23 protein-coding genes are annotated in these 19562 nt (G+C 72.7%); all 23 read left to right on the forward strand.

What is annotated here, in order from left to right:
* The first annotated feature begins 11 nt into the window (after nt 1-11).
* The 23 genes from ACQPZK_RS14590 to ACQPZK_RS14700 all read left to right on the forward strand — a co-directional run bounded on the left by ACQPZK_RS14590 (nt 12) and on the right by ACQPZK_RS14700 (nt 19562).
* Complete coding sequence (locus tag ACQPZK_RS14590) at nt 12-1442, forward strand: acetyl-CoA carboxylase biotin carboxylase subunit (protein WP_433538808.1); 1431 nt, start codon at nt 12-14, stop codon at nt 1440-1442.
* Nucleotides 1439-2215: an SRPBCC family protein gene (locus ACQPZK_RS14595; RefSeq protein WP_433538809.1), complete on the forward strand. Its 777-nt coding sequence runs from the start codon at nt 1439-1441 to the stop codon at nt 2213-2215. Before ACQPZK_RS14590 ends, ACQPZK_RS14595 begins: the two co-directional genes overlap by 4 nt.
* Nucleotides 2208-2624: a cupin domain-containing protein gene (locus tag ACQPZK_RS14600; protein ID WP_433538810.1), complete on the forward strand. Its 417-nt coding sequence runs from the start codon at nt 2208-2210 to the stop codon at nt 2622-2624. Before ACQPZK_RS14595 ends, ACQPZK_RS14600 begins: the two co-directional genes overlap by 8 nt.
* A gap of 102 nt (nt 2625-2726) precedes the next feature.
* Nucleotides 2727-3995 carry a beta-ketoacyl-[acyl-carrier-protein] synthase family protein gene (locus ACQPZK_RS14605; RefSeq protein ID WP_433538811.1) on the forward strand — a complete coding sequence of 423 codons (1269 nt, stop codon included), beginning with the start codon at nt 2727-2729 and terminating at the stop codon, nt 3993-3995.
* Complete coding sequence (locus tag ACQPZK_RS14610; RefSeq protein ID WP_433538812.1) at nt 3992-5242, forward strand: beta-ketoacyl synthase N-terminal-like domain-containing protein; 1251 nt, start codon at nt 3992-3994, stop codon at nt 5240-5242. Before ACQPZK_RS14605 ends, ACQPZK_RS14610 begins: the two co-directional genes overlap by 4 nt.
* Nucleotides 5239-5589, forward strand: a complete 351-nt coding sequence (locus ACQPZK_RS14615) for an antibiotic biosynthesis monooxygenase family protein (RefSeq protein WP_433538813.1) — start codon at nt 5239-5241, stop codon at nt 5587-5589. The genes ACQPZK_RS14610 and ACQPZK_RS14615 overlap by 4 nt, the downstream gene beginning before the upstream one ends.
* A gap of 102 nt (nt 5590-5691) precedes the next feature.
* The gene (locus ACQPZK_RS14620) at nt 5692-6513 is read left to right on the forward strand and encodes a M55 family metallopeptidase (RefSeq protein WP_433538814.1); all 822 of its coding nucleotides are present in this window, start codon (nt 5692-5694) and stop codon (nt 6511-6513) included.
* 112 nt (nt 6514-6625) lie between these two features.
* Entirely contained in the window at nt 6626-6889 is a 264-nt protein-coding gene (locus tag ACQPZK_RS14625) for a hypothetical protein (RefSeq protein ID WP_433538815.1), read from the forward strand.
* A 2-nt stretch (nt 6890-6891) separates the two neighbouring features.
* The gene (locus ACQPZK_RS14630; RefSeq protein WP_433538816.1) at nt 6892-7152 is read left to right on the forward strand and encodes a hypothetical protein; all 261 of its coding nucleotides are present in this window, start codon (nt 6892-6894) and stop codon (nt 7150-7152) included.
* Nucleotides 7149-7814, forward strand: coding sequence for a hypothetical protein (locus tag ACQPZK_RS14635; protein ID WP_433538817.1), 666 nt, complete (start codon nt 7149-7151; stop codon nt 7812-7814). The genes ACQPZK_RS14630 and ACQPZK_RS14635 overlap by 4 nt, the downstream gene beginning before the upstream one ends.
* On the forward strand, nt 7804-8232 hold the full coding sequence (locus tag ACQPZK_RS14640; protein WP_433538818.1) for a hypothetical protein: 429 nt from the start codon (nt 7804-7806) through the stop codon (nt 8230-8232). Before ACQPZK_RS14635 ends, ACQPZK_RS14640 begins: the two co-directional genes overlap by 11 nt.
* Before the next feature lie 116 nt (nt 8233-8348).
* Nucleotides 8349-8678, forward strand: a complete 330-nt coding sequence (locus tag ACQPZK_RS14645; protein WP_433538819.1) for a hypothetical protein — start codon at nt 8349-8351, stop codon at nt 8676-8678.
* A gap of 285 nt (nt 8679-8963) precedes the next feature.
* Complete coding sequence (locus tag ACQPZK_RS14650; RefSeq protein WP_433538820.1) at nt 8964-10358, forward strand: class I adenylate-forming enzyme family protein; 1395 nt, start codon at nt 8964-8966, stop codon at nt 10356-10358.
* A 200-nt stretch (nt 10359-10558) separates the two neighbouring features.
* Nucleotides 10559-10825: an acyl carrier protein gene (locus ACQPZK_RS14655; protein ID WP_433538821.1), complete on the forward strand. Its 267-nt coding sequence runs from the start codon at nt 10559-10561 to the stop codon at nt 10823-10825.
* Nucleotides 10825-11070 carry an acyl carrier protein gene (locus tag ACQPZK_RS14660; RefSeq protein ID WP_433538822.1) on the forward strand — a complete coding sequence of 82 codons (246 nt, stop codon included), beginning with the start codon at nt 10825-10827 and terminating at the stop codon, nt 11068-11070. Before ACQPZK_RS14655 ends, ACQPZK_RS14660 begins: the two co-directional genes overlap by 1 nt.
* Entirely contained in the window at nt 11063-12160 is a 1098-nt protein-coding gene (locus ACQPZK_RS14665) for a beta-ketoacyl-[acyl-carrier-protein] synthase family protein (RefSeq protein ID WP_433538823.1), read from the forward strand. The genes ACQPZK_RS14660 and ACQPZK_RS14665 overlap by 8 nt, the downstream gene beginning before the upstream one ends.
* A 134-nt stretch (nt 12161-12294) precedes the next feature.
* Nucleotides 12295-12789 carry a beta-ketoacyl synthase chain length factor gene (locus ACQPZK_RS14670; RefSeq protein WP_433538824.1) on the forward strand — a complete coding sequence of 165 codons (495 nt, stop codon included), beginning with the start codon at nt 12295-12297 and terminating at the stop codon, nt 12787-12789.
* Nucleotides 12786-14402 carry a class I adenylate-forming enzyme family protein gene (locus ACQPZK_RS14675; RefSeq protein ID WP_433538825.1) on the forward strand — a complete coding sequence of 539 codons (1617 nt, stop codon included), beginning with the start codon at nt 12786-12788 and terminating at the stop codon, nt 14400-14402. Before ACQPZK_RS14670 ends, ACQPZK_RS14675 begins: the two co-directional genes overlap by 4 nt.
* Nucleotides 14403-14504: 102 nt before the next feature.
* Nucleotides 14505-15743: a beta-ketoacyl-[acyl-carrier-protein] synthase family protein gene (locus ACQPZK_RS14680; protein ID WP_433538826.1), complete on the forward strand. Its 1239-nt coding sequence runs from the start codon at nt 14505-14507 to the stop codon at nt 15741-15743.
* A gap of 72 nt (nt 15744-15815) precedes the next feature.
* Nucleotides 15816-16892 (forward strand): 4-hydroxyphenylpyruvate dioxygenase, encoded by a 1077-nt coding sequence (gene hppD, locus ACQPZK_RS14685; RefSeq protein ID WP_433538827.1) that lies wholly within the window; start codon nt 15816-15818, stop codon nt 16890-16892.
* Nucleotides 16889-17800, forward strand: a complete 912-nt coding sequence (locus ACQPZK_RS14690) for a phytanoyl-CoA dioxygenase family protein (RefSeq protein WP_433538828.1) — start codon at nt 16889-16891, stop codon at nt 17798-17800. Before hppD ends, ACQPZK_RS14690 begins: the two co-directional genes overlap by 4 nt.
* A gap of 2 nt (nt 17801-17802) precedes the next feature.
* The gene (locus ACQPZK_RS14695; protein WP_433538829.1) at nt 17803-18594 is read left to right on the forward strand and encodes a DUF3050 domain-containing protein; all 792 of its coding nucleotides are present in this window, start codon (nt 17803-17805) and stop codon (nt 18592-18594) included.
* On the forward strand, nt 18591-19562 hold the full coding sequence (locus tag ACQPZK_RS14700) for a thiamine pyrophosphate-dependent dehydrogenase E1 component subunit alpha (protein WP_433538830.1): 972 nt from the start codon (nt 18591-18593) through the stop codon (nt 19560-19562). Before ACQPZK_RS14695 ends, ACQPZK_RS14700 begins: the two co-directional genes overlap by 4 nt.

Genomic DNA, 19562 nt, shown 5'->3' on the forward strand with positions numbered 1-19562 from the left:
GGGGGTGGCCCATGTTCGAGACCGTGCTGATCGCCAACCGGGGCGAGATCGCCCTGCGGGTGCTGCGGGCCTGCCGGGAACTCGGCGTCCGCACGGCGGTCGTCTACTCCGCCGCCGACGCGGACTCCGCGGCCGTCCGCCTCGCCGACCAGGCCGTCCGGATCGGACCCGCGTCCAGCCGGCGCAGCTACCTGAACGCCGCCGCGATCGTGGAGGCTGCCCGCCAGGTGGGGGCGCAGGCCGTGCACCCCGGATACGGGTTCCTCTCCGAGGACGCCGACTTCGCCGAGATCTGCGCGGACAACGGCCTGACGTTCATCGGCCCGCCGCCGGCGGTGATGGCGGCGCTGGCCGACAAGTCCTCGGCCCGGGCCCTGATGAGCCGGGCCGGACTGCCGCTGCCGGCGGGCAGCGTCGCGCCGGTGGCGACCGCCGCGGCGGCGGCCGAGGTCGCCGACGCCGTCGGCTACCCGGTGATCGTCAAGGCCGCCGCCGGGGGCGGCGGCCGGGGGATGACCGTGGTGCGCCGTCCGGCCGAGCTGGCCCGGGCGTACGCGCGGACGCGGGCCGCCGCCCAGGCCGCGTTCGGCGACGACCGGGTGTACGTCGAGCGCTACCTCACCGAGGCCCGGCACGTCGAGGTGCAGGTGCTCTGCGACGCCCACGGCAACGGCGTGCACCTGGGCACCCGCGACTGCTCGGTGCAGCGCCGGCACCAGAAACTCGTGGAGGAGGCCCCCGCACCCGCGCTGTCCGCCGCGACGCTCGACTCGATCGCCGAGACCGCGCTGCGGGGCGCTCTGGAGGTCGGCTTCGTCGGCGCCGGCACGCTGGAGTTCCTGGTCGACGCCGAGGAACGCTTCCACTTCCTGGAGATCAACTGTCGGATCCAGGTGGAGCACCCCGTCACCGAGATGGTCACCGGGATCGACCTGGTGCACGAGCAACTGCACATCGCGGCCGGCGTGCCGTTGCGGTGGCGGCAGGAGGAGATACGCCTGCGCGGCGTCTCCGTGGAGTGCCGCGTGAACACCGAGGACCCGGCGCGCGGGTTCGCCCCCACCCCCGGACGTCTGGAGCGGTTCACCCCGCCGGGCGGCCCGTTCACCCGGGTGGACACCCACGCCCGCGCCGGCTACCTGGTCGGCCCCTGGTACGACTCCCTGCTGGCCAAGGTCGTGGTCTGGGCGCCGGACCGGGAGTCGGCGCTCAACCGGCTGGAACGCGCCCTGGACGAGTTCGACATCGCGGGTCCGGGTGTGCACACCACCATCCCGTTCGTCCGGCGGGTGCTCGACGACGCCGGGTTCCGCAAGGGCCGGTACACCACCGGCCTCGTCGACCGCCTGCTCGCCGCGCCCGCCTCGCGGCCGGCGGCCACCCCCACACCCCGCGCCGCGCCCGCCGCGGAGCCCGACGTAACCCACAGGAGGACCCGATGACCGTCACCCATGGTCGCCCGATGACCGCCGAGATCACCGACATCCTGGTGGCGCACTGCGGTCTGGACGCCGAGGCCGCGGCCCGCGCGCCCGCCGCGTCGCTGGAGGAACTGGGCATGGACTCACTCGCCCTGCTGGAACTCTCCGCGGTCGTCGCCGACCGGTGGCAGGTGAGCATCCCCGAGCAGGCCGGGCAACTCAGCATCGCGGCGGTGGCCGACCTGGTCGCCCGTCGTACCGACCCGCCCGGGCACACCGAGAATTCCGTGGTCATCGACGCGCCGCTCGCGCTGGTCTGGGACGTCACCAACGACGTGGCGAACTGGACCGAGCTGTTCACCGAGTACGCCGTCGTGGAGATCCTGCGCCGCGACGGGCACACCGTACGGTTCCGGCTCACCATGTACCCCGACGAGAACGGGGTGGCGTGGAGCTGGGTCAGTGAACGTACCGCCGACCCGGTGAGCCGTCAGGTGCGGGCGCACCGGGTGGAGACCGGGCCGTTCGAGTACATGCGGATCCACTGGCGGTACACGGAGGAGGCCGACGGCACCCGGATGGCCTGGACGCAGGACTTCGCCATGAAGCCGACCGCGCCCGTGGACAACGCCGCCATGACCGAGCGGATCAACACCAACAGCGTCATCCAACTCGCGGTGATCAAGGATCGGGTGGAGCGGATCGCCCGGGAACGCGCCGGCCAGAACGGCCCGCTCGGCGGCCCGGTTCCGGCGCAGGCCGACTCCGCCTCCCGGGAGGCCGGCGATGAGTGACCTGGGCACCCGGCTGATCGTGGCCTCGGACGTACCGGCCGACCGGCGACGCGGCGGTGAGCTGCGGGTGCTGCTCGGCCCCCGCACCGTCGGCAGCACCTCCGGCTTCCTCGGCGTGGCGTCGCTCGCGCCGGGGGAGCGGATCGCCGAGCACTACCACCCCTACAGCGAGGAGTTCCTGTACGTGGCCCGCGGCGCGATCACGGTCGACCTGGACGACCAGCCCACGCCGGTGGCCGCCGGCGAGGCGCTGTTCGTGCCGGTGAACGTGCGGCACCGGCTGCGCAACACCGGCACGGAGCCCGCCGAGGTGGTCTTCCACCTGGGCCCCCTGGCCCCGCGGCCGGAGCTGGGACACGTCGACACCGAACTCGTCGAACAGGGGGTGGGTCGTGAGCGCGAGGAGTGAGCCGGGGTTGCGAGCCCCGCAGTCGCGAACCTCAGGTGGCTCTGTGAGCGCGAGGAGTGAGCCGGGGTTGCGAGCCCCGCAGTCGCGAACAGAGGTGGCGCGGTGACCGGGCGTCGCACGGTGGTGACCGGTGTGGGCGTCGTCGCCCCCGGCGGCGCCAGCCGGGACCGGTTCTGGAAGACCATCACCGAGGGGCGTACGGCCACGCGCCGGATCAGCTTCTTCGACCCGTCACCGTTCCGCTCGCAGATCGCCGCCGAGTGTGACTTCGACCCGGTGGCCGCCGGGCTCACCGACGCCGAGCGGCGTCGCGCCGACCGGTACGTGCAGTTCGCGCTGGCCTGCTCCACCGAGGCCATCGCCGACGCCGGCCTGGTGCTCGACGACGGCGAACGGGACCGCGCCGGGGTGGTGCTCGGCACCGCCGTGGGCGGCACGATGGCCCTGGAAGAGGAGTACGTGCGGGTCAGCGAGCGCGGTCGGCGGTGGCTGGTCGACGCGGCGCTCGGCGGCCCGTACCTGTACCAGGCGCTGGTGCCCAGCAGCCTGGCCGCGGACGTGGCCTGCCGGCACGGCCTGCACGGCCCGGCGCAGGTCGTCTCGACCGGCTGCACCTCCGGCATCGACGCCATCGGCTACGCCCACCAGATGATCGTGGACGGCGAGGCGGACATCGTCCTGGCCGGCGCGGCCGACTCGCCGATCTCGCCGGTCACCGTCGCCTCGTTCGACGCGATCAAGGCGACCAGCCCCGACAACGACGACCCGGCGCACGCCTCCCGCCCGTTCGACGCCGACCGGCACGGGTTCGTGCTGGCCGAGGGCGCGGCCGTGCTGGTGCTCGAGGAGGCCGAGCACGCCCGGCGGCGCGGCGCCCACGTCTACTGCGAGGTCGCCGGCTACGCCAGCCGCAGCAACGGCTACCACATGACCGGGCTGCGCCCCGACGGGCTGGAGATGGGCCTCGCCGTCAGCGACGCGCTGCGGCAGGGCCGGATCATCCCCGAGCAGGTCTCCTACATCAGCGCCCACGGCTCGGGGACCCGGCAGAACGACCGGCACGAGACGGCCGCGTTCAAGCGGGCGCTGGGCCAGGCCGCGTACCGGGTGCCGATCAGCTCCATCAAGTCGATGGTCGGGCACTCGCTCGGGGCGATCGGCTCGATCGAGATGGCCGCCTGCGCCCTCGCGATCGAGTTCGGCGTGGTGCCGCCGACGGCCAACTGGAGCACCCGCGACCCGGAGTGCGACCTGGACTACGTACCCAACGAGGCGCGGGAGGTGCCGGTGAACGTGGCCCTGTCGGTGGGCAGCGGGTTCGGCGGCTTCCAGTCGGCGATGGTGTTCCGCCGACTTCCGGCGGCGGCGTGAGCACCGCCCGGGCGGTCGTCACCGGCATCGGTGTGGTCGCGCCCAGCGGCATCGGTGTGGACGCGCACTGGCGTACCGTGCTCGCCGGCACCCGGCGGACCGGGCCGATCACGCTCTTCGACCCGGCCGGCTACCCCACCCGCCTCGGCGGCGAGGTGCCCGACTTCGTGGCCGGGTCCTACGCCGAGAGTCGACAACTGGTGCAGACCGACCGGTGGACGCACCTCGGCTTCGCCGCCACCCGGCTCGCGCTGGCCGACGCCGGGCTGCCTGAGAAGGCGCCCGACCCGTACGGCTACGCGGTGACCCTGGCCAGCTCCTCCGGGGGCAACCTGTTCGGCCAGCGGGAGCTGCAACGGCTGTGGGGCGGACCGTCGCGCACCGTCGGGGCGTACCAGTCGATCGCCTGGTTCTACGCGGCCAGCGTCGGGCAGCTCTCCATCCACCACCAGTTCAAGGGGCCGAGCGGCGTGCTGGTCGCGGAGGCCGCCGGAGGACTGGACAGCCTCGCGCACGCGGCCCGTGCGGTGCGCCGGGGCACTCCGGTGGTCATCGCCGGGGCGACCGAGTGTCCACTGAGCCCGTACGCCCTGGCCTGCCAGTTGCGTTCCGGGCTGCTCAGCGACGTCGCCGATCCGGAGCGGGCGTACCGGCCGTTCGACGCGACGGCCAGCGGCTACCTGCCGGCCGAGGGGGGCGCGGTGTTCGTCGTGGAGGAGTTGGGACACGCGGTGGCCCGGGGTGCCCGGATCTACGGCGAGGTCAGCGGCTGGGGGGCCACCCACGACGCCGCGCACACCACGGCCGACAGCGCCGGTGACGCGACCCAGTACGCGCGGGCGATGCGGCTCGCCCTGGACCGGGCCGGCGTTCCCTCGACCGGAATCGACGTGGTGCTGCCCGACGCCCTCGGCGTGCCCCGCTACGACCGCAGCGAGGCCGAGGCGCTGCGGGCCGTCTTCGCCGACCGGTCGCCCCCGGTCACCACCCAGAAGCCGTTGACCGGCCGGGCGCACCAGGGTGGCTCGGCGCTGGACGTGGCTACCGCCCTGCTCGCGTTCGCGCACGACACGCTGCCCGCCTCGGCCGGGCCCGACGAGGTCGCCGACGGGTGCGAGCTGGACTTCCTGCGTGAGCACCGCCGGCCGCGCAGCCGGCTGGCGCTGGTCTGCGCGCGGGGCTTCGACGGGTTCAACAGCGCGCTGGTCCTGCGGGGCGCCGCGCCGACGGAAGGAGAGATGCCATGAGCGAGCAGCGGGCCCGGGTGGTCTTCCTGGTGCGGGTGCCGGTGCCGCGTACGGAGGCGTTCCTGGCCGCGTACGAGCAGATTCGGCACCTGGTCGCCGACGGGGTGCCGGGGCACCTGGTGGACCAGGTGTGCCGCTCGTCGACCGACCCGGAGCAGTGGCTGATCACCAGCGAGTGGGCGAGCCTCGCCGACTTCGAGAACTGGGAGCGTACCGAGGAGCACCGCGACCTGGTGCGACCGATGCGCGAGTGCTTCACCGACGCCCGTTCGCTGCGCTTTCGCATCCACGCCCAGACCCCCGAAGCGGCCCGTCTCGCGGCCGCCGGAGGCAGCGCAGCCGTTTGATCCACTCCAGATCGCCGAGGTGGGGCTGTCCGGACGCCCGGACACCCCCACATCGGCGATCTGCCGTGACCGTCGGGAGCGTAGGGTCCTACGGTCATGAAGGTGCTGATCTCCGTCGACCTGGAGGGCATTTCGGGAATCGTCCATCCCACCGAGACGAATCCCGATCGGTACGACTACGAGCGCGGTCGGACCACGATGACCGCCGAGGCGAACGCGGTGATCGCGGGCGTTCTCGATGCCGCACCTGACGCCGTGGTGTGGGTCGCCGACGCGCACGGGTCGTTCCGCAACATCCTGCCGGAGAACCTCGACCGGCGTGCCCACCTCGTGCGCGGCAGACCCCGTACGCTGGGCATGCTGGCCGGGCTGGACGAGCACACGGATACCGTCATGTTCGTCGGCTACCACGCCCGGGCCGGTGCCGGCCCGGCCGTACTGGCCCACACGATGAGTGACGCCATTCTCGACGTACGCGTCGCGGGGCGGTCGCTGGGCGAGATCGGCCTCAACGCCGCGATGGCGGGACACATTGGCGCTCCGGTCGTACTGCTCAGCGGAGACGACGCCGCCTGCGCCGAATTCGGTGAGCTGGCGCCCTCGGCGGTCACCGTCGCCGTCAAGCAGACCCTGGGCCAGGCCGCCGCGGTGGCCCTGCACCCGCAGGAGGCGCGCGAGCGGCTGCGTCGCGCTGCCGCCGATGCGATCACCCGACGCGCTTCGATTCCCCCGTGGACGATGGCCGGGCCGCTGGACGTCGAGGTCGACCTGTACGGCCCCTACATGGTGGACCTCGCCGTTCTGGTGCCGGGCGTGACCCGGGTCGGCGGCGGCCGGACGGTCGCCTTCCGCGCCGCTGACGTCGCCGAGGCCTACCGGCTCATCCACCTGCTCGTCCAGCTCGCCAGCATCAAGCCGGGCTAGCGCGTAGCCCCCAGACGGGCTACGGAGAGGGATTCATGTTGGGTAGTGTCTGCGTCGCTACTGCCCGTGCAACATCGGCGTCCCTCGCCGCGCGATCGACCGGAAGGACGGCATGGCCAGCATCGAGCAAGTCAAAGCCGCGCTCGCCCAGGCAGCCGAGCAGAGTGTCACGACGACGGGCCAGATCCGCGCCGCGATCGATGGCACCGACCAGGTGCTGGCTCGGCTGCGCGCGGTATCCGCAGGAACCGGCCATCCCGCCATCTCTGAGGCGATCGCCCGAGCTGAGCAGAGCAAGCAACGTCTGATCGAGGCGGCAGCGACCCTCCAGGGCAGCGCCGCGGCGGCCCGGCAGTACATCCACATCCTTGGTTGACCGTGAGCATCGGCGAGGTCAAGGCAGCACTCGACGAAGCGCGTCACCTCCTCGACCAGGGCAGGACAACGATCGAGAGCATCGGCACATCCCTGGACGAGGCTGCGGGGACCATGCTTCCCGCCATGCATGACAGCCGGCGAGATGAGGCCGAGAAGGCCCGCAAGGCCGTCTCCGAGGCGATACGCGAGGTGACGCTGACCCTGCGGGTCATCACCTCGGCGCAGGAGAGCGCTGACGAGTTCCGCAGGTCGCTGGGATGAGTGACCTGCTCGGTCAGGTAGTGGCCCAACTCCGGTCGACGATCGATCGCCTCGACGCGATCGCGGTGCAGGCGGCCCGCGCCGCATCGGACGTCACCGAGGGGCACACCCGGTACGTCGCCGTCGGGACGGGCACCGATCATCCCAGGCTGCGCGCGGCGGTAGCTCAGAGCCGCACCGGTGCCGACAAGGCTCGTCGGATCGCCCGGTTGAGCAGCGACGCCGCCCGGAACGTCGCCGACTTCCTGAACGCCATCGCACCTGGCGCGGCGCCACGACCGGCGGAGGCCGCCTCCGGGCCGCCCGGTGGTGAGGACCTCCTGGCGGACAGCGATCGGCGAGATCTTGCTCGAGACAGGGCGCGGGGGTGGGTCACGCGCTCGCTGCGGAAAGCCGACGATCTCAAGGAACATGCAACCAGCGCCACCGACAAGACACAGAAGCTGATCAAAGTTTTTACTGACCCGAAGGGTCCTTCAGGGACACAATCAACGGGCACGGGCACCCCCGCCGTCCCGGCCTCGGCACCACGAGCGAAGATCGATGGTGCGGAGTCCGCGGGACATCTCGTTGTGGTCGGCTTGTTGGCAGGTGTGGCGGCAGACCGGCTCGCAGTGGCGACCGGCAGACTGATAGCGAGGTTTTGGCGACGTGGACGTTAGCGCGCTCAGCGATCTGATCAGGGCGTTGGCCCAAGCTGACTGGGATGCCGCCGATGCCCTGGTAGGGGAGATCGGCGCAAGCGGCTGGGTCGGCGGGCTCCAAGTCGTTGGGGCAGCGTTCGCCCTCGCCGTCCACCGGCGCTTCGCACCTGACGCTACCCCGACCGAGGTGGCTGGCTGGGTCGCCGCGACCCGTGCTCAGTACGAGGATGGAGGCACTTTGCCGGCCCTCGAAATGGAAGGCCTCATCCGCGCCGCGCTGGGCGAGGAGGAACTGGCCGATAACATCCCCGCGGAAACCATGATCGCAGCCGAGGTCTTCGTTCTTGGGCAGCTCCTTCTGGAGGCGAAGTTGTCGCCGTCCGAGCTCGACGAGTTCGTGAACGAAGCCGAGGAGGTCGCAGCCGAGTACCTGTAGGCAGTGGGTGTCGCCATCGCGCCGCGCGTCCCGGGGAACGCAGGTACATCGAACGCGTCCGTACGACGTCACCGAGGTTCGCCTACTCCTCTATCTGCGCGTTCGGCCCCACTGTCGTGCTGCTCGCCCGCTTCCTCGCCGCGTTGCGCCTCGGCGACACCGACCTGGCTCTGCGCCACCACCGGACCGCCGTCCGCCGCGCCGACTGGTCCCTGCTGCCCGTCGAACATCGGGCGGCCCACCTCGTCGACACTGCCCGCGCCCACCTCGACAGCGGAGACGTCACCGGGGCCGGGCGGGCGCTGGCCGACGCCCACGTCATCGCACCCGGAGAGATCCGCTGTCGCCCTGCCGCCCGTACCCTCATCGCCGAGATCGCCCATCGCGGCCCGGCGGTTGCCGGCGTGGCCCGGCTGGCCGACCTCATCGGCCTGACCCGTCCCTGATCGACTCGGGATCCCGGGAACCGCGGTGTCCGATCGCGGGGGACAGCCCAGCTTCCAGGAAGCCGAGTCGATCATGGGCGGCGACCGCCGCGGGGACCGTGAATGGGCGGCTCGATGGTGGTGGGCGACGGTATGTGGCAATCGGTCCGGGCGCTCAATTTGATCTAGCCATTTGCATCTAGCGATGCCCAGCGCGCCTGTCGTAGGGTTCCGGCAGCACCTCGAAAGATGCCAGAAATTGGCTCCTATGCCCTACTTTGCGCTGCGCGTCGAATGGTGGGGGCAATGAATCATTTGGCCGAAAACCTTACGGTAGATGACCCGGACTGGGTGGACGAAATCCTGTTCGCCGGCCGTCCGACCGATGTTTGTCTCCGCCTGCCGGAACCGATCGACCGCGCCACCCTGCACCGGTTGGTGATCGCCGCGCAGGACCGCCTGACCACTGCCGGACTGCGTCCCGGTGGCGCCGCCGCGCTGCGGTTGCCGCCGTCGCTGGCGTACGTCGTCAACCTGCTCGCCACCTGGCGGGCGGGAGCGCAGGCCATCCTGCTCGACCACCGGCTCACCGACCACGAGGTGGACCGGGCGCTGACCCGGCTCACCCCGCAGGTGGTCGTCGCGCCGCTGCGGACCGGCGGGGGCGCGTTGAAGGTGTTCGTCGACGTCACCGAGGGCGTCACCGGGTACGCCGACGGCCCGGCGGTCAGTGGCCATGCCGTGATCCAGCTCAGCTCCGGCTCCACCGGCCCGTCCAAGGTGATCGGTCGTACGGCCGCCGACCTGGTCGCCGAGGTGCGCCGCTACACCCGTATCGACGGTGTGGCGCTACCCGGCGAGCGGATCATCCTGCTGCCCTCCATGGTGCACGTGCTCGGCCTGGTCGGTGGCCTGCTCTACGGCCTGCACGCCGGCGTGGAGCTGGTGCCGCCGCAACGCCTCAGCGGTGACGCCGTGCTGGCCGCCATCGCCGCCGGGACCACGCCGGCCACGGTGCTGGGCGTGCCGTTCCACATCGGTCTGCTCGCCTCCAGCCGGCCGACCGGCCCCCTGCCGCAGTTCCGGCGGATGACCACCGGCGGTGAGTTGGTGCCGACCGCGGTGGCCCGGGCGTTCACCGACCGGTACGGGGTGCCGCTCGGCAACATGTACGGGATGACCGAGGTCGGGGTGATCGGCACCGACCTGTACGGCGCGCACCGCCCGTCGATCGCCCCGGCGCCCGGCATCGAGGTCCGCGAGTCCGGCGGTGAGCTGTGGGTGTCCTGCCCGGCGTCGCCGTACGTCGGGCTGAGCGACCCCACCCGCTGGGCCGACGGCTGGCTGCACACCCGCGACGCCGGCGTCGTCGACGCCGACACCGGCCTGGTCACCGTGCGCGGCCGCCTCGACTCGCAGGTCTCCGTCGGCGGTCTGAAGGTCGACCTCACCGAGGTGGAGGCGACCGTCGCCGAGCTGCCCGGGGTGGCCGCCGCCGTGGTGGTGTGGGACGACGGCATCACCGCCTACGTCCAGCCGGACGGCCCGCTGTCGGAGGAGATGCTGGACAAGCTCCTCGCCGAACGGTTGGCCGGCTACAAGCGACCCCGGGTGCTGCGTCTGCTCGACGCGTTGCCCCGCACCACCACCGGCAAGCTGGTCCGCTCGACGGACGCGCTGCGCTCGGCGGTGACGTCGTGACCGGCCCGCTGCGCCACCTCGACGTGAGTCCGTACCGCGAGCGCCAGGCCCTCGCTGCTCACCACCATCGCGAGCAGCGCCGCACCCGCGCGCGGCAACCCGACGGCGGGACCCGGCCGACCGCCGGTGTCCCGACCGACCCAGACCCATTCGGTGTCCCGATCGGACACCGTCACGTGGCTTCCGCAGAGAGGGTATCCATGAGAGCCGAGGTCCGCGCCTTCGTCGTCGAGCAGCTCGTCGACATGAACTACGACGTCGAGGGGCTCGACGACGACACCACGCTCGGCCCGTCCGGCGTCGACCTGGAATCGCTGGCCCTGTCCGACCTGGCCGTCCGCGTGGAGGACCAGTTCGGTCTGAAGTTCGCCGACGACGAGTCGGAGAAGCTGGCGCTGATGACGGTCGGCGAGTTCACCACGATGGTCGCCGACCGCGTCGCCGAGGCGAAGCGCGACAACGCCTGATGACCGGTCAGCCCGACCTGGGGCGAGCTGACCTGCTGACCATGCTCGCCGAACTCACCGCGAAACCCGCCGACGAGGTCCCGGACCGGGTCGGCTCGATGGAACTGGCCTGGCTCGTGCACCTCGTCGAGCAGCGCTACGAGCGCGAGCTCGACCTCACCGAAGACGACCTGGCCGGCATCCGTACCGTCGACGACGCCCTGGCGGTCCTGCGGGCGTCGTTGACCGCTCCCGCAGATGGCTGAGCCGCCCGTCGTCCAGCTCGCCGGTGTGCACGCGGTCAGCGCCCTGGGGCGGGGCGCCGAGGCGCAGCTCGCCTCCGCGCCGGCCTTCGGTCCGGTCCGCCGCTTCGACACGACCGCCCGCCGGGTCACCGTGGCGGCCACCCTGCCCGAGGTCGGCACTCTCGCCGACGAGCTGGCCGACGCGATCGACGCGGCCTGTCGGGCGGCCGGCCTGGACGGCGTCCGGCGCGCGGGGTCCGCGTTGCTGCTCGCCGTGCACGGCGGCCCCGCCTCCGGCGTGGAGCAGGTCCCGTCCGTGCTCGCCGGCCAGCTCGCCGCGCGGTGTGGGCTGTCCGGTCACACGCGGGTCTACACCAGCGCCTGCGTGTCGGCGAGCACGGCGGTGGCCGACGCCGCCACCCTGATCAGCCGTGGAGAGCTGGCCCGGGTGGTGGTGGCCGCCGGTTATCTCGTCGAGCCGGATCAGTTCGCGCTCTTCGACGCGGGCCGCGCCCTCGCCGTCGACGGGGCGGTTCGCCCGTTCAGCGCCGGCCGCCGTGGGCTGCTGCTCGGCGACGGCGTGGCGGCCGTGGTGGTCGAGTCCCGCGCCGAGGCGCGGCGGGGCGCGGAGCCGGTGGCGACCGTCGCGGGCTGGGGGCGCACCGGGGACGCGTACCACCCGTGCCAGCCGGACCCGACCGGCGCCGGGCTGGCCCGCGCGGTCGGCGCCGCGCTGCGCCGGGCCGGGCTGCCGCCGGAGTCGATCGGGTACGTCAACGCCAACGCCACCGGCACCGCCCAGAGCGACGCCGCCGAGGCCGCCGCGCTGCTGCGGGCCCTCGACGGGTACGCCACCGACGTGCCGGTCAGTTCGACGAAGGGGTTGCACGGGCACGCGTTGGAGGCGTCCGGGCTGCTCGAACTGGTGGTCACGACGATGGCGCTGCGGGCCGGCGAGTTGCCGGTCAACGCCGGCTGGCAGGGCCCCGACGAGGCGTGCCCCGTCAACGTGATCACGTCAGCGCCGCAACGGGCGTCGGTGACGCACGCCCTGACCCTCAACGCCGCCTTCGGCGGCGCCAACACCGCGCTCCTGGTAGGCGCCCCATGACCACCCCCACCCCCACCACCCCCACCCCCACCACCCCGCGATCTTGCACTTTCTGTGGCGACGAATCCGGCGAAGAACGCGAATCGACGACACAAAACGCAAGATCGCGGGAGGCGGGGGTGCGGGAGGCGGGGGTGCGGGAGCTTGCGCGGGCGGGCTGGCCTGAGCCGGGGGACGGGGTCGTGCCGGGGGTGCCGGGGTTCGTGCACTCGGCGTTCGCTCCGACGGTCGTGGCGGTCGCCGAGCGGTGCCTGCGGCGGCGGTACGGGACCCAGCCGGTGCCGGAGGAGGTGCGCACGGCGATCGTGCTGGTCAGCGCCAGTGGTGACCGGGCCAGCGCCGACCACGTACGCGCGACGGTCGAGGCCGGCGGCCGGGTCGGGCCGCTGTTCTTCTACCAGTCCGTGCCCAACAGCGTCGCCGGCCACCTCGCGGCCCGCTGGGGACTGCGCGGACCGGTGGTCTGCCTCAGCCCGACCGGCGACCCGTACGCCGAGGGCAGCGCGGAGGCGGCGCTGCTGCGCGACGACGGCGACGCCGACGAGGTGTTGCTGATCCTGATTGAACAGTCGCCCGACCTGTCCACCGAGGCGGTCGCGGTGCTGCTGGGGGGAGGAGCACGATCATGAGGACGAAGGGACTACGCGGTCTGCTGGCCGCCGACACCGAGCTGGGCGCGGGCAACATGCTGGCCCGCGTGCTGGCGCACGGCGCCGACCCGGACGGGCCGGCGCTGACCTTCGACACCGCCGTCGACGGGCATCCCGCCGAGAGTCCGCTCACGCTCGGTCAGCTCGACGAGCGGGTCGCCGCCCGCGCGGCGTGGCTGCACGAGCAGGGGGTATGCCCCCGCGACCCGGTGGCCGTCTGGGCCACCGCCGCCGCCGACATGGTGCTGAGCTTCCTGGCGCTGGCCCGGCTCGGCGCGATCCCGGCGCTGATGAACGGCAAGCTCCGCCCGGAGATCGCCGCCGAGTACATCCGTCGGCTGCGGGGTGTCGGTGTGCTCGCCGACGACGCGCACACCGCGCTGCTGGCCGGGCACGAGCTGGGCGTACCGGTGCTGGGCACACCCACGCGGGCCGGCACGGGCGACCCGTCGGCGGCTCCGCCGCACTACCGGCACCACCCGGACGACCCGATCGTGATCACCCACACCTCCGGCACGACCGGGGTGCCCAAGGCGGTGCTGCACTCCCACGCCAGTCTCTTCGCCGCCACCCGGCACCTGCTGAGCATGCCGCAGGCGCAGGGCACCAGCCGGATCCTCAACGCGCTGCCCGCCCCGCACACCGCGACCGTGCTGATGGTCAACCAGGCGTTGGGCAACCGTGCGGAGATGTTCCTCCTGTCCGAGCAGGGCGGCGAGCGGGTCCTCGACGCGATCCAACGCTGGCGTCCCGACGGGGTGTTCGGTTTCTCGGTCACCTGGGCCGAGCTGGCCCGGTTCGACCTGTCCGCGTACGACCTGGACTCGGTGCGGCTGTGGTTCAACACCGGCGACTGCTCGCACGAGCCGCACATCCGCCGCCTCGTCGCGGTGGGTTGGCACGACACCGTCACCCGCGACGGGGTGGCACGGGTGCCCGGCTCGCTGTTCATCGACGGGCTGGGCTCCAGCGAGATGGGGCACTCGATGTTCCACATCACCCACCGCGCCGACACCGACCGGTACGGCCGCTGCATCGGCCGGCCGTACCGGTTCACGAAGGTCGCGGTGCTGGACGCCGACGGCGAGCCGGTGCCGGTCGGCGAGGTGGGTTTCCTGGGCATCGACTCGCCGTCGCTGTTCCGGGGCTACTGGAACGACTCGGCGACCACCTACCGGTTCCGCCAGCGTGGCTGGTACCTGACGGGCGACCTGGTCCGCGCCGACACCGAGGGCCGGTACTACCACCTGGACCGCGCGGTCGACTCGGTCGACGCCGGGGACGGGCGGCGGTTCTTCACCGCCCTGTCGGAGGAGCGGATCCTCGCCAGCTGCCCGGACGTCACCGACTGCACCGTCGTGATCGTCGCCGAGGGCGGGCGGGTGGTGACCGACGTGCTGCTGGAGTTGGCCGCCGGCGCGGACGAGGCCGAGGACCGCACCGAACGGGTGCGCGCTGCTCTTGGCCCGGACGTCGGCGCCACGCTGCGCCGGGTCGTGCCGGTCCGTTCCGACGACATTCCGGTGACGGTGACCGGCAAGGTCCGCAAGGTGGCCCTGCGGGAGCGCTACCTCACCGAGGCCGCGTCGTGAGCGGGCGGGTCGGAGCCCTGTCGTGAGCGAGCGGAGCGAGCGAATCGGGCAGCTCAGCCACTTGGAGCCTCGCGCCGGCGCGGAGCGAAGCGGAGCGGCGGCGTGAGCGCGCTGATCACCGGGATGGGCCTGTTCAGTCCGGTCGGGCGGGGCGTCGAGGAGACGTTCGAGGCGTTGACGACCGGCCGGTCCGGGCTGACCCGCCCACCCGAGGGTCACCCGGCGTCGGGCTCGCTGGACGTCGCCGGTCTGCTGCCCCACATCGACCCGCGCAGCGTCCTGCCCGGGCCGGAGAGCCGGGTGCTGGACCGGACCGTGGTCCTGGCGCTGCTCACCGCGGCCGACGCGCTCGCCGACGCCGGCATCGAGGTGGGCCGCGACGTCGACCCCGACCGGATCGGTGTGATCGTGGGCGGTGTCGGCGGGATGGCCACCCTGGAGTCGCAGGTGCTGGCCCGCGCGGCACGGGGAAGGTCGGCGGTCAGCCCGTACCTGCTCACCGGCATCCTGCCGAACATGCCGGCGGCGCGGATCGCCATCGCGTACGGCATCCGGGGTTACAGCTCGTCGGTCGGTACGGCCTGCGCCTCCGGGGCGCAGGCGGTGGCCGACGCGGTCCGGCTGATCCGGTGCGGGGAGGCCGACGTGGTGGTCTGCGGGGCCAGCGAGGCGCCGCTCTTTCCGACCTTCACCGACACGTTCGGCAACGCGCGGGCGCTGGCCCGTGGCGGTGGCGATCCGACCCGGGCGAGCCGGCCCTTCGACACCTCCCGCAGCGGGTTCGTGCTGGCCGAGGGGGCAGCGCTGCTGGTCCTCGAACGCGCCGAGCACGCCGCCGCGCGTGGTGCCCGGGGATACGCCGAGGTGGCCGGCTACGGCGCGACGACCGACGCGTACCACCCGACCGCTCCGCGCCCGGACGGCGCGGGAGCGGCGGCGTGCATCCGGGGCGCGCTGCGCAGCTCGGGAGTGCCCGCGGCGGCGGTCGGCTACGTCAACGCCCACGGCACCGGCACGAAACTCGGCGACATAGCGGAGACCGCGGCCCTCGCGGACGTCTTCGGTGACGGTGGCGTGCCGGTCAGCTCCACCAAGGCGCTCACCGGTCACCTGCTCGGGGCGTCCGGGGTGTTGGAGACGGCGGCGACCGCGCTGGCCCTTGGCCGGGGGCTGCTGCCGCCGACGTACCACCTCGACGACCTCGACCCGGCCTGCCCGGGCGACCACATCCGGGGAACGCCCCGGCGGGCCGATGTGGAGTACGCGCTGACCAACTCGTTCGGGTTCGGCGGTCAGAACGTGAGCCTGGTGCTCGCGCGGGTCGCCGAGCCGAGGAGGTGAGTGACGGGGCATCCCGGACGGGGGCGTCCGGACGGGGAACACGGACGAAGCAGGGAGAGGGCACTCAACGACATGGACATCCGTGGTATCGACCACATCGAACTCTACGTAGGCGACGCCCGGCAGGCGGCGTACTGGTTCTGCACCGCCGTCGGTTTTCAGCTCTGCGGGCAGGGTGGCCCGGAGACCGGTCTGACCGGGCAGCGCTCGCTGCTGCTCCGCCACGGCGACATCCGGCTGCTGCTCACCTCCGCGCTTGACGTCGACCATCCGGCGGCCCGCTACGTGCACCGGCACGGCGACGGGATCGCGGTCGTCGCGGTCGAGGTCGACGACGTCGTGGCCGCGTACGCCGAGCTGCTGGCGCGCGGTGCGACGGGCGTGACGCCACCGACCACCGTCACCGGCGCGGACGCCGAGGTGGTGACCGCCGAGGTGGAGGGCTTCGCCGACGTGCGGCACCGCCTGGTGCAGCGCCGGGGCGACCGGGGCGAGTTCCTGCCCGGCGTGATCACCCCGACCCCGCCGGAGTCGGACGAGGCCGCGCCGGTCCTCGCCGAGGTCGACCACCTGGCGGTGTGCGTGCCGCCCGGGGAGCTCGACGGGACCGTCCGGCACTTCGAGAAGCTGTTCGGGTTCGCGCAGATCTTCGAGGAGCATGTCGAGGTCGCCGGGCAGGGGATGAACTCGAAGGTGGTGCAGAGCCCGTCCGGCGGCGTCACCGTGGTGCTGCTGGAGCCGGACCGTACCCGCCGGCCCGGGCAGATCGACGCGTTCCTCGACCAGCACGCCGGTGGGGGAGTGCAGCACCTGGGGCTGCGCACCGACGACATCGTGGCGGCCGTGGAGTCCCTGGGGCGGCGCGGGGTGCGGTTCGCCGGTACCCCCGGCGCCTACTACGACACCCTCGAGGCGCGGGTGGGTCGGGTGGACGCGCCGCTGCACCGGCTGCGCGAACTGGGGGTGCTCGTCGACTCCGACCACGGTGGACAGTTGCTCCAGATCTTCGCCGAGTCGATGCACGTGCGCCGCACGCTGTTCCTGGAGCTGATCGAGCGACGGGGCGCGAGCGGCTTCGGCAGCGGGAACATCAAGGCGCTCTACGAGGCCAAGGAGCGGGAACTGGCCGCGCAGGGGGTGGGGGCGTGAGCGCGCTGAGTGCCGCGGAACGGGAGCTGCTGCCCTCCGACGAGGAGGTGCGGCACTACGCCGAGCACGGCTGGTACCTGTCGAAGAAGATCTTCACCGACGACGAGGTGGACGCGCTCGCCGCCGCCGCGCGGCGCTACTACGACGGCGAGCGCGACCGCCGCCTGCCGGTACGCCCTCCGAAGCTCGCCTACTGGGAGCCGTCGAACGGGCCCGTGCAGCGGCACAACGACTACGTCCACCACGAACACGACGGGCTCGGCGCGATCCTGCGCAAGCCGCTGCTCGGCGCGGTGGCCGCCCGCCTGGCCCAGGCCGACGAGATCCGCGTCTTCCAGTCCACCCTGATCCTCAAGCCACCGATCGACGGCGAGCCGAGCAACATCGTGCCCTGGCACTTCGACAAGCACTACTGGGCGTCCTCGTCGTCGGAGAAGATGCTCACCGCGTTCATCCCGTTGCACGACTGCGGGGAGGAGATGGGGACCATCACGATGGTCGACGGCTCCCACCTGTGGAAGGAGATCGCCGCGGACGACACCGTGGTGCGGCACTTCGCCGACCGCGACCGGAGTCAGCTCGAGGAGATGCTGGCCGAGAACGCCGCGTACAACGGCGCGGAGATCCGCAAGATCCCGATGGTGATCCCCAGGGGACACGTGAGCTTCCACCACTGCCGCACCTACCACGGCAGCGGCCCCAACGTCAGCGGTCGCCCCCGACAGGCGATCTCGCTGCACCTGCAGGACGGCGACAACGCCTGGCGGGAGTATCCCCTCTCGGACGGCACCCTCGCCGCGTACAACCACGACGTGCTGGTCCGCCGCACCCACGAGGGACGGCCGGACTACGCGGACCCCGACTACTGCCCGGTCATCTGGCGCGACCGCGCCCAGCAGGGAGGTTGACAATGTCACGGTACGACTGGGGTAAGACGCACCCGGGCATCGAGCGGCTCGAAGAGGCGGTGACCGAGCGGCGCGACGCCGTGGTCAAGCACCCGCTCTACGCCAACCTCGACACCCACGAGGCGCTGGTCACCTTCATGGAGCACCACGTCTTCGCGGTCTGGGACTTCATGTCGCTGCTGAAGTCGTTGCAGCGGCAGCTGACCTGCGTGACCGTGCCGTGGATTCCCACCGGCCCGACCGGCAGCCGCCGGCTCATCAACGACATCGTGATGGTCGAGGAGAGCGACGAGCTGGGCGAGGGCTACATCAGCCACTTCGAGCTGTACGTGCGGGGCATGGCCGAGGCCGGCGCGGACACCACCGCCGTGAACGCCCTCGTCGACCTGCTGCGCGCGGGCCGACCGGTGACCGACGCGCTCACCAAAGCCGGCGCGCCGGCCGCGTCCGCCCGTTTCGCCGCGACCACCTGGCAGATCATCGAGTCGACCCCAGTGCACTGCCAGGCGGCGGCGTTCGCGTTCGGCCGCGAGGACCTGATCCCCGACATGTTCACCCAGGTCGTCGCCGTCAACGAGCGCAGCAACCGGCTGCACACGTTCGTCGACTACCTGGAGCGGCACATCGAGGTCGACGGTGAGCAGCACACGCCGATGGCCATGCAGATGCTCGCCGACCTGTGCGGCGACGACGACGCCAAGTGGCAGGAGTGCGCCGACACGGTCAACACCGCCCTCGCCGCACGGGCCCGGCTCTGGGACGACATCCTCGCCGCCGTCAAGGGCCCCGCGTGACCGACGCCGACCCGGTCCGGCTCTACCGCACGGTCCGGCTGATCCGCCGGTTCGAGGAGCGGGCGGTGGAGCTGGTCCACGGTGGGCAGATCGTCGGCGGCATCCACCCGTACCTCGGTCAGGAGGGGATCGCCGCCGGCGTCTGCGCCGCGCTGGGCGTCGACGACGTGCTCGCCGGCACGCACCGCGGGCACGGGCACGTCCTGGCCCGTGGCGCGGACCCGGCGCGGATGCTCGCCGAGCTCTGCGGCCGGGTCACCGGCCTCAACGGCGGCCGGGGCGGCTCGATGCACGCCGCCGACCTGAGCATCGGCGTGCTCGGCGCGAACGCGATCGTCGGCGCGTCCGGGGCGATCATCACCGGCGCGGTCTGGGCCCGCCGTCGGCAGGGCCACGACACGATCGGGGTGAGCTTCTTCGGCGACGGCGCGGTCAACGAGGGGATGCTGCTGGAGGCGTTCAACCTGGCCGCGCTCTGGCGGGTGCCGGTGCTGTTCGTCTGCGAGAACAACGGTTACGCCACCACCATGCCGGTCGCCGGCGCGGTCGCCGGCAGCATCGCCGGCCGCGCCGCCGCCTTCGGCATCCCGGCCGTGGACGTCGACGGCCAGGACCCCGAGACGGTACGCGCGGCCGCGTCCGCCGCCGTCGCGCGCATGCGCGCCGGCGGCGGCCCCGAGCTGGTCGAGGCCCGTACCTACCGCTTCGACGTCCACCACACCTTCGAACACGGGGTACGCCTCGACTACCGGCCGCCCGACGAGGTGTCCCGGGGTCGGTCCCGGGACCCGGTGGCCATCCAGGGCGCACGGCTCACCGATGCCGACCGGGAAGCCGTGGACGCCGAGGTCGAGGCGACCCTCGACGAGGCCGTGCGGTTCGCCCTGGCCAGCGCGGAACCCGAGCCGGCCGACGCGCTCGCGTACCTGTACGCCAGCGGCCTGACCGCCCGCACCGGAGGTGGTTGA

Origin of the sequence: Micromonospora sp. CA-249363, assembly GCF_050950185.1 — a bacterium.
Classification (GTDB): Bacteria; Actinomycetota; Actinomycetes; order Mycobacteriales; family Micromonosporaceae; genus Micromonospora.

What these genes read in the sequence shown, in the direction of transcription:
- ACQPZK_RS14635 (WP_433538817.1), top strand. Translation starts at nt 7,149, where the DNA reads ATGAGTGACCTGCTCGGTCAGGTAGTGGCCCAACTCCGGTCGACGATC.
- ACQPZK_RS14675 (WP_433538825.1), top strand. Translation starts at nt 12,786, where the DNA reads ATGAGGACGAAGGGACTACGCGGTCTGCTGGCCGCCGACACCGAGCTG.
- ACQPZK_RS14695 (WP_433538829.1), top strand. Translation starts at nt 17,803, where the DNA reads ATGTCACGGTACGACTGGGGTAAGACGCACCCGGGCATCGAGCGGCTC.
- ACQPZK_RS14625 (WP_433538815.1), top strand. Translation starts at nt 6,626, where the DNA reads ATGGCCAGCATCGAGCAAGTCAAAGCCGCGCTCGCCCAGGCAGCCGAG.
- ACQPZK_RS14650 (WP_433538820.1), top strand. Translation starts at nt 8,964, where the DNA reads ATGAATCATTTGGCCGAAAACCTTACGGTAGATGACCCGGACTGGGTG.
- ACQPZK_RS14590 (WP_433538808.1), top strand. Translation starts at nt 12, where the DNA reads ATGTTCGAGACCGTGCTGATCGCCAACCGGGGCGAGATCGCCCTGCGG.
- ACQPZK_RS14660 (WP_433538822.1), top strand. Translation starts at nt 10,825, where the DNA reads ATGACCGGTCAGCCCGACCTGGGGCGAGCTGACCTGCTGACCATGCTC.
- ACQPZK_RS14615 (WP_433538813.1), top strand. Translation starts at nt 5,239, where the DNA reads ATGAGCGAGCAGCGGGCCCGGGTGGTCTTCCTGGTGCGGGTGCCGGTG.
- ACQPZK_RS14595 (WP_433538809.1), top strand. Translation starts at nt 1,439, where the DNA reads ATGACCGTCACCCATGGTCGCCCGATGACCGCCGAGATCACCGACATC.
- ACQPZK_RS14665 (WP_433538823.1), top strand. Translation starts at nt 11,063, where the DNA reads ATGGCTGAGCCGCCCGTCGTCCAGCTCGCCGGTGTGCACGCGGTCAGC.
- ACQPZK_RS14655 (WP_433538821.1), top strand. Translation starts at nt 10,559, where the DNA reads ATGAGAGCCGAGGTCCGCGCCTTCGTCGTCGAGCAGCTCGTCGACATG.
- hppD (WP_433538827.1), top strand. Translation starts at nt 15,816, where the DNA reads ATGGACATCCGTGGTATCGACCACATCGAACTCTACGTAGGCGACGCC.
- ACQPZK_RS14600 (WP_433538810.1), top strand. Translation starts at nt 2,208, where the DNA reads ATGAGTGACCTGGGCACCCGGCTGATCGTGGCCTCGGACGTACCGGCC.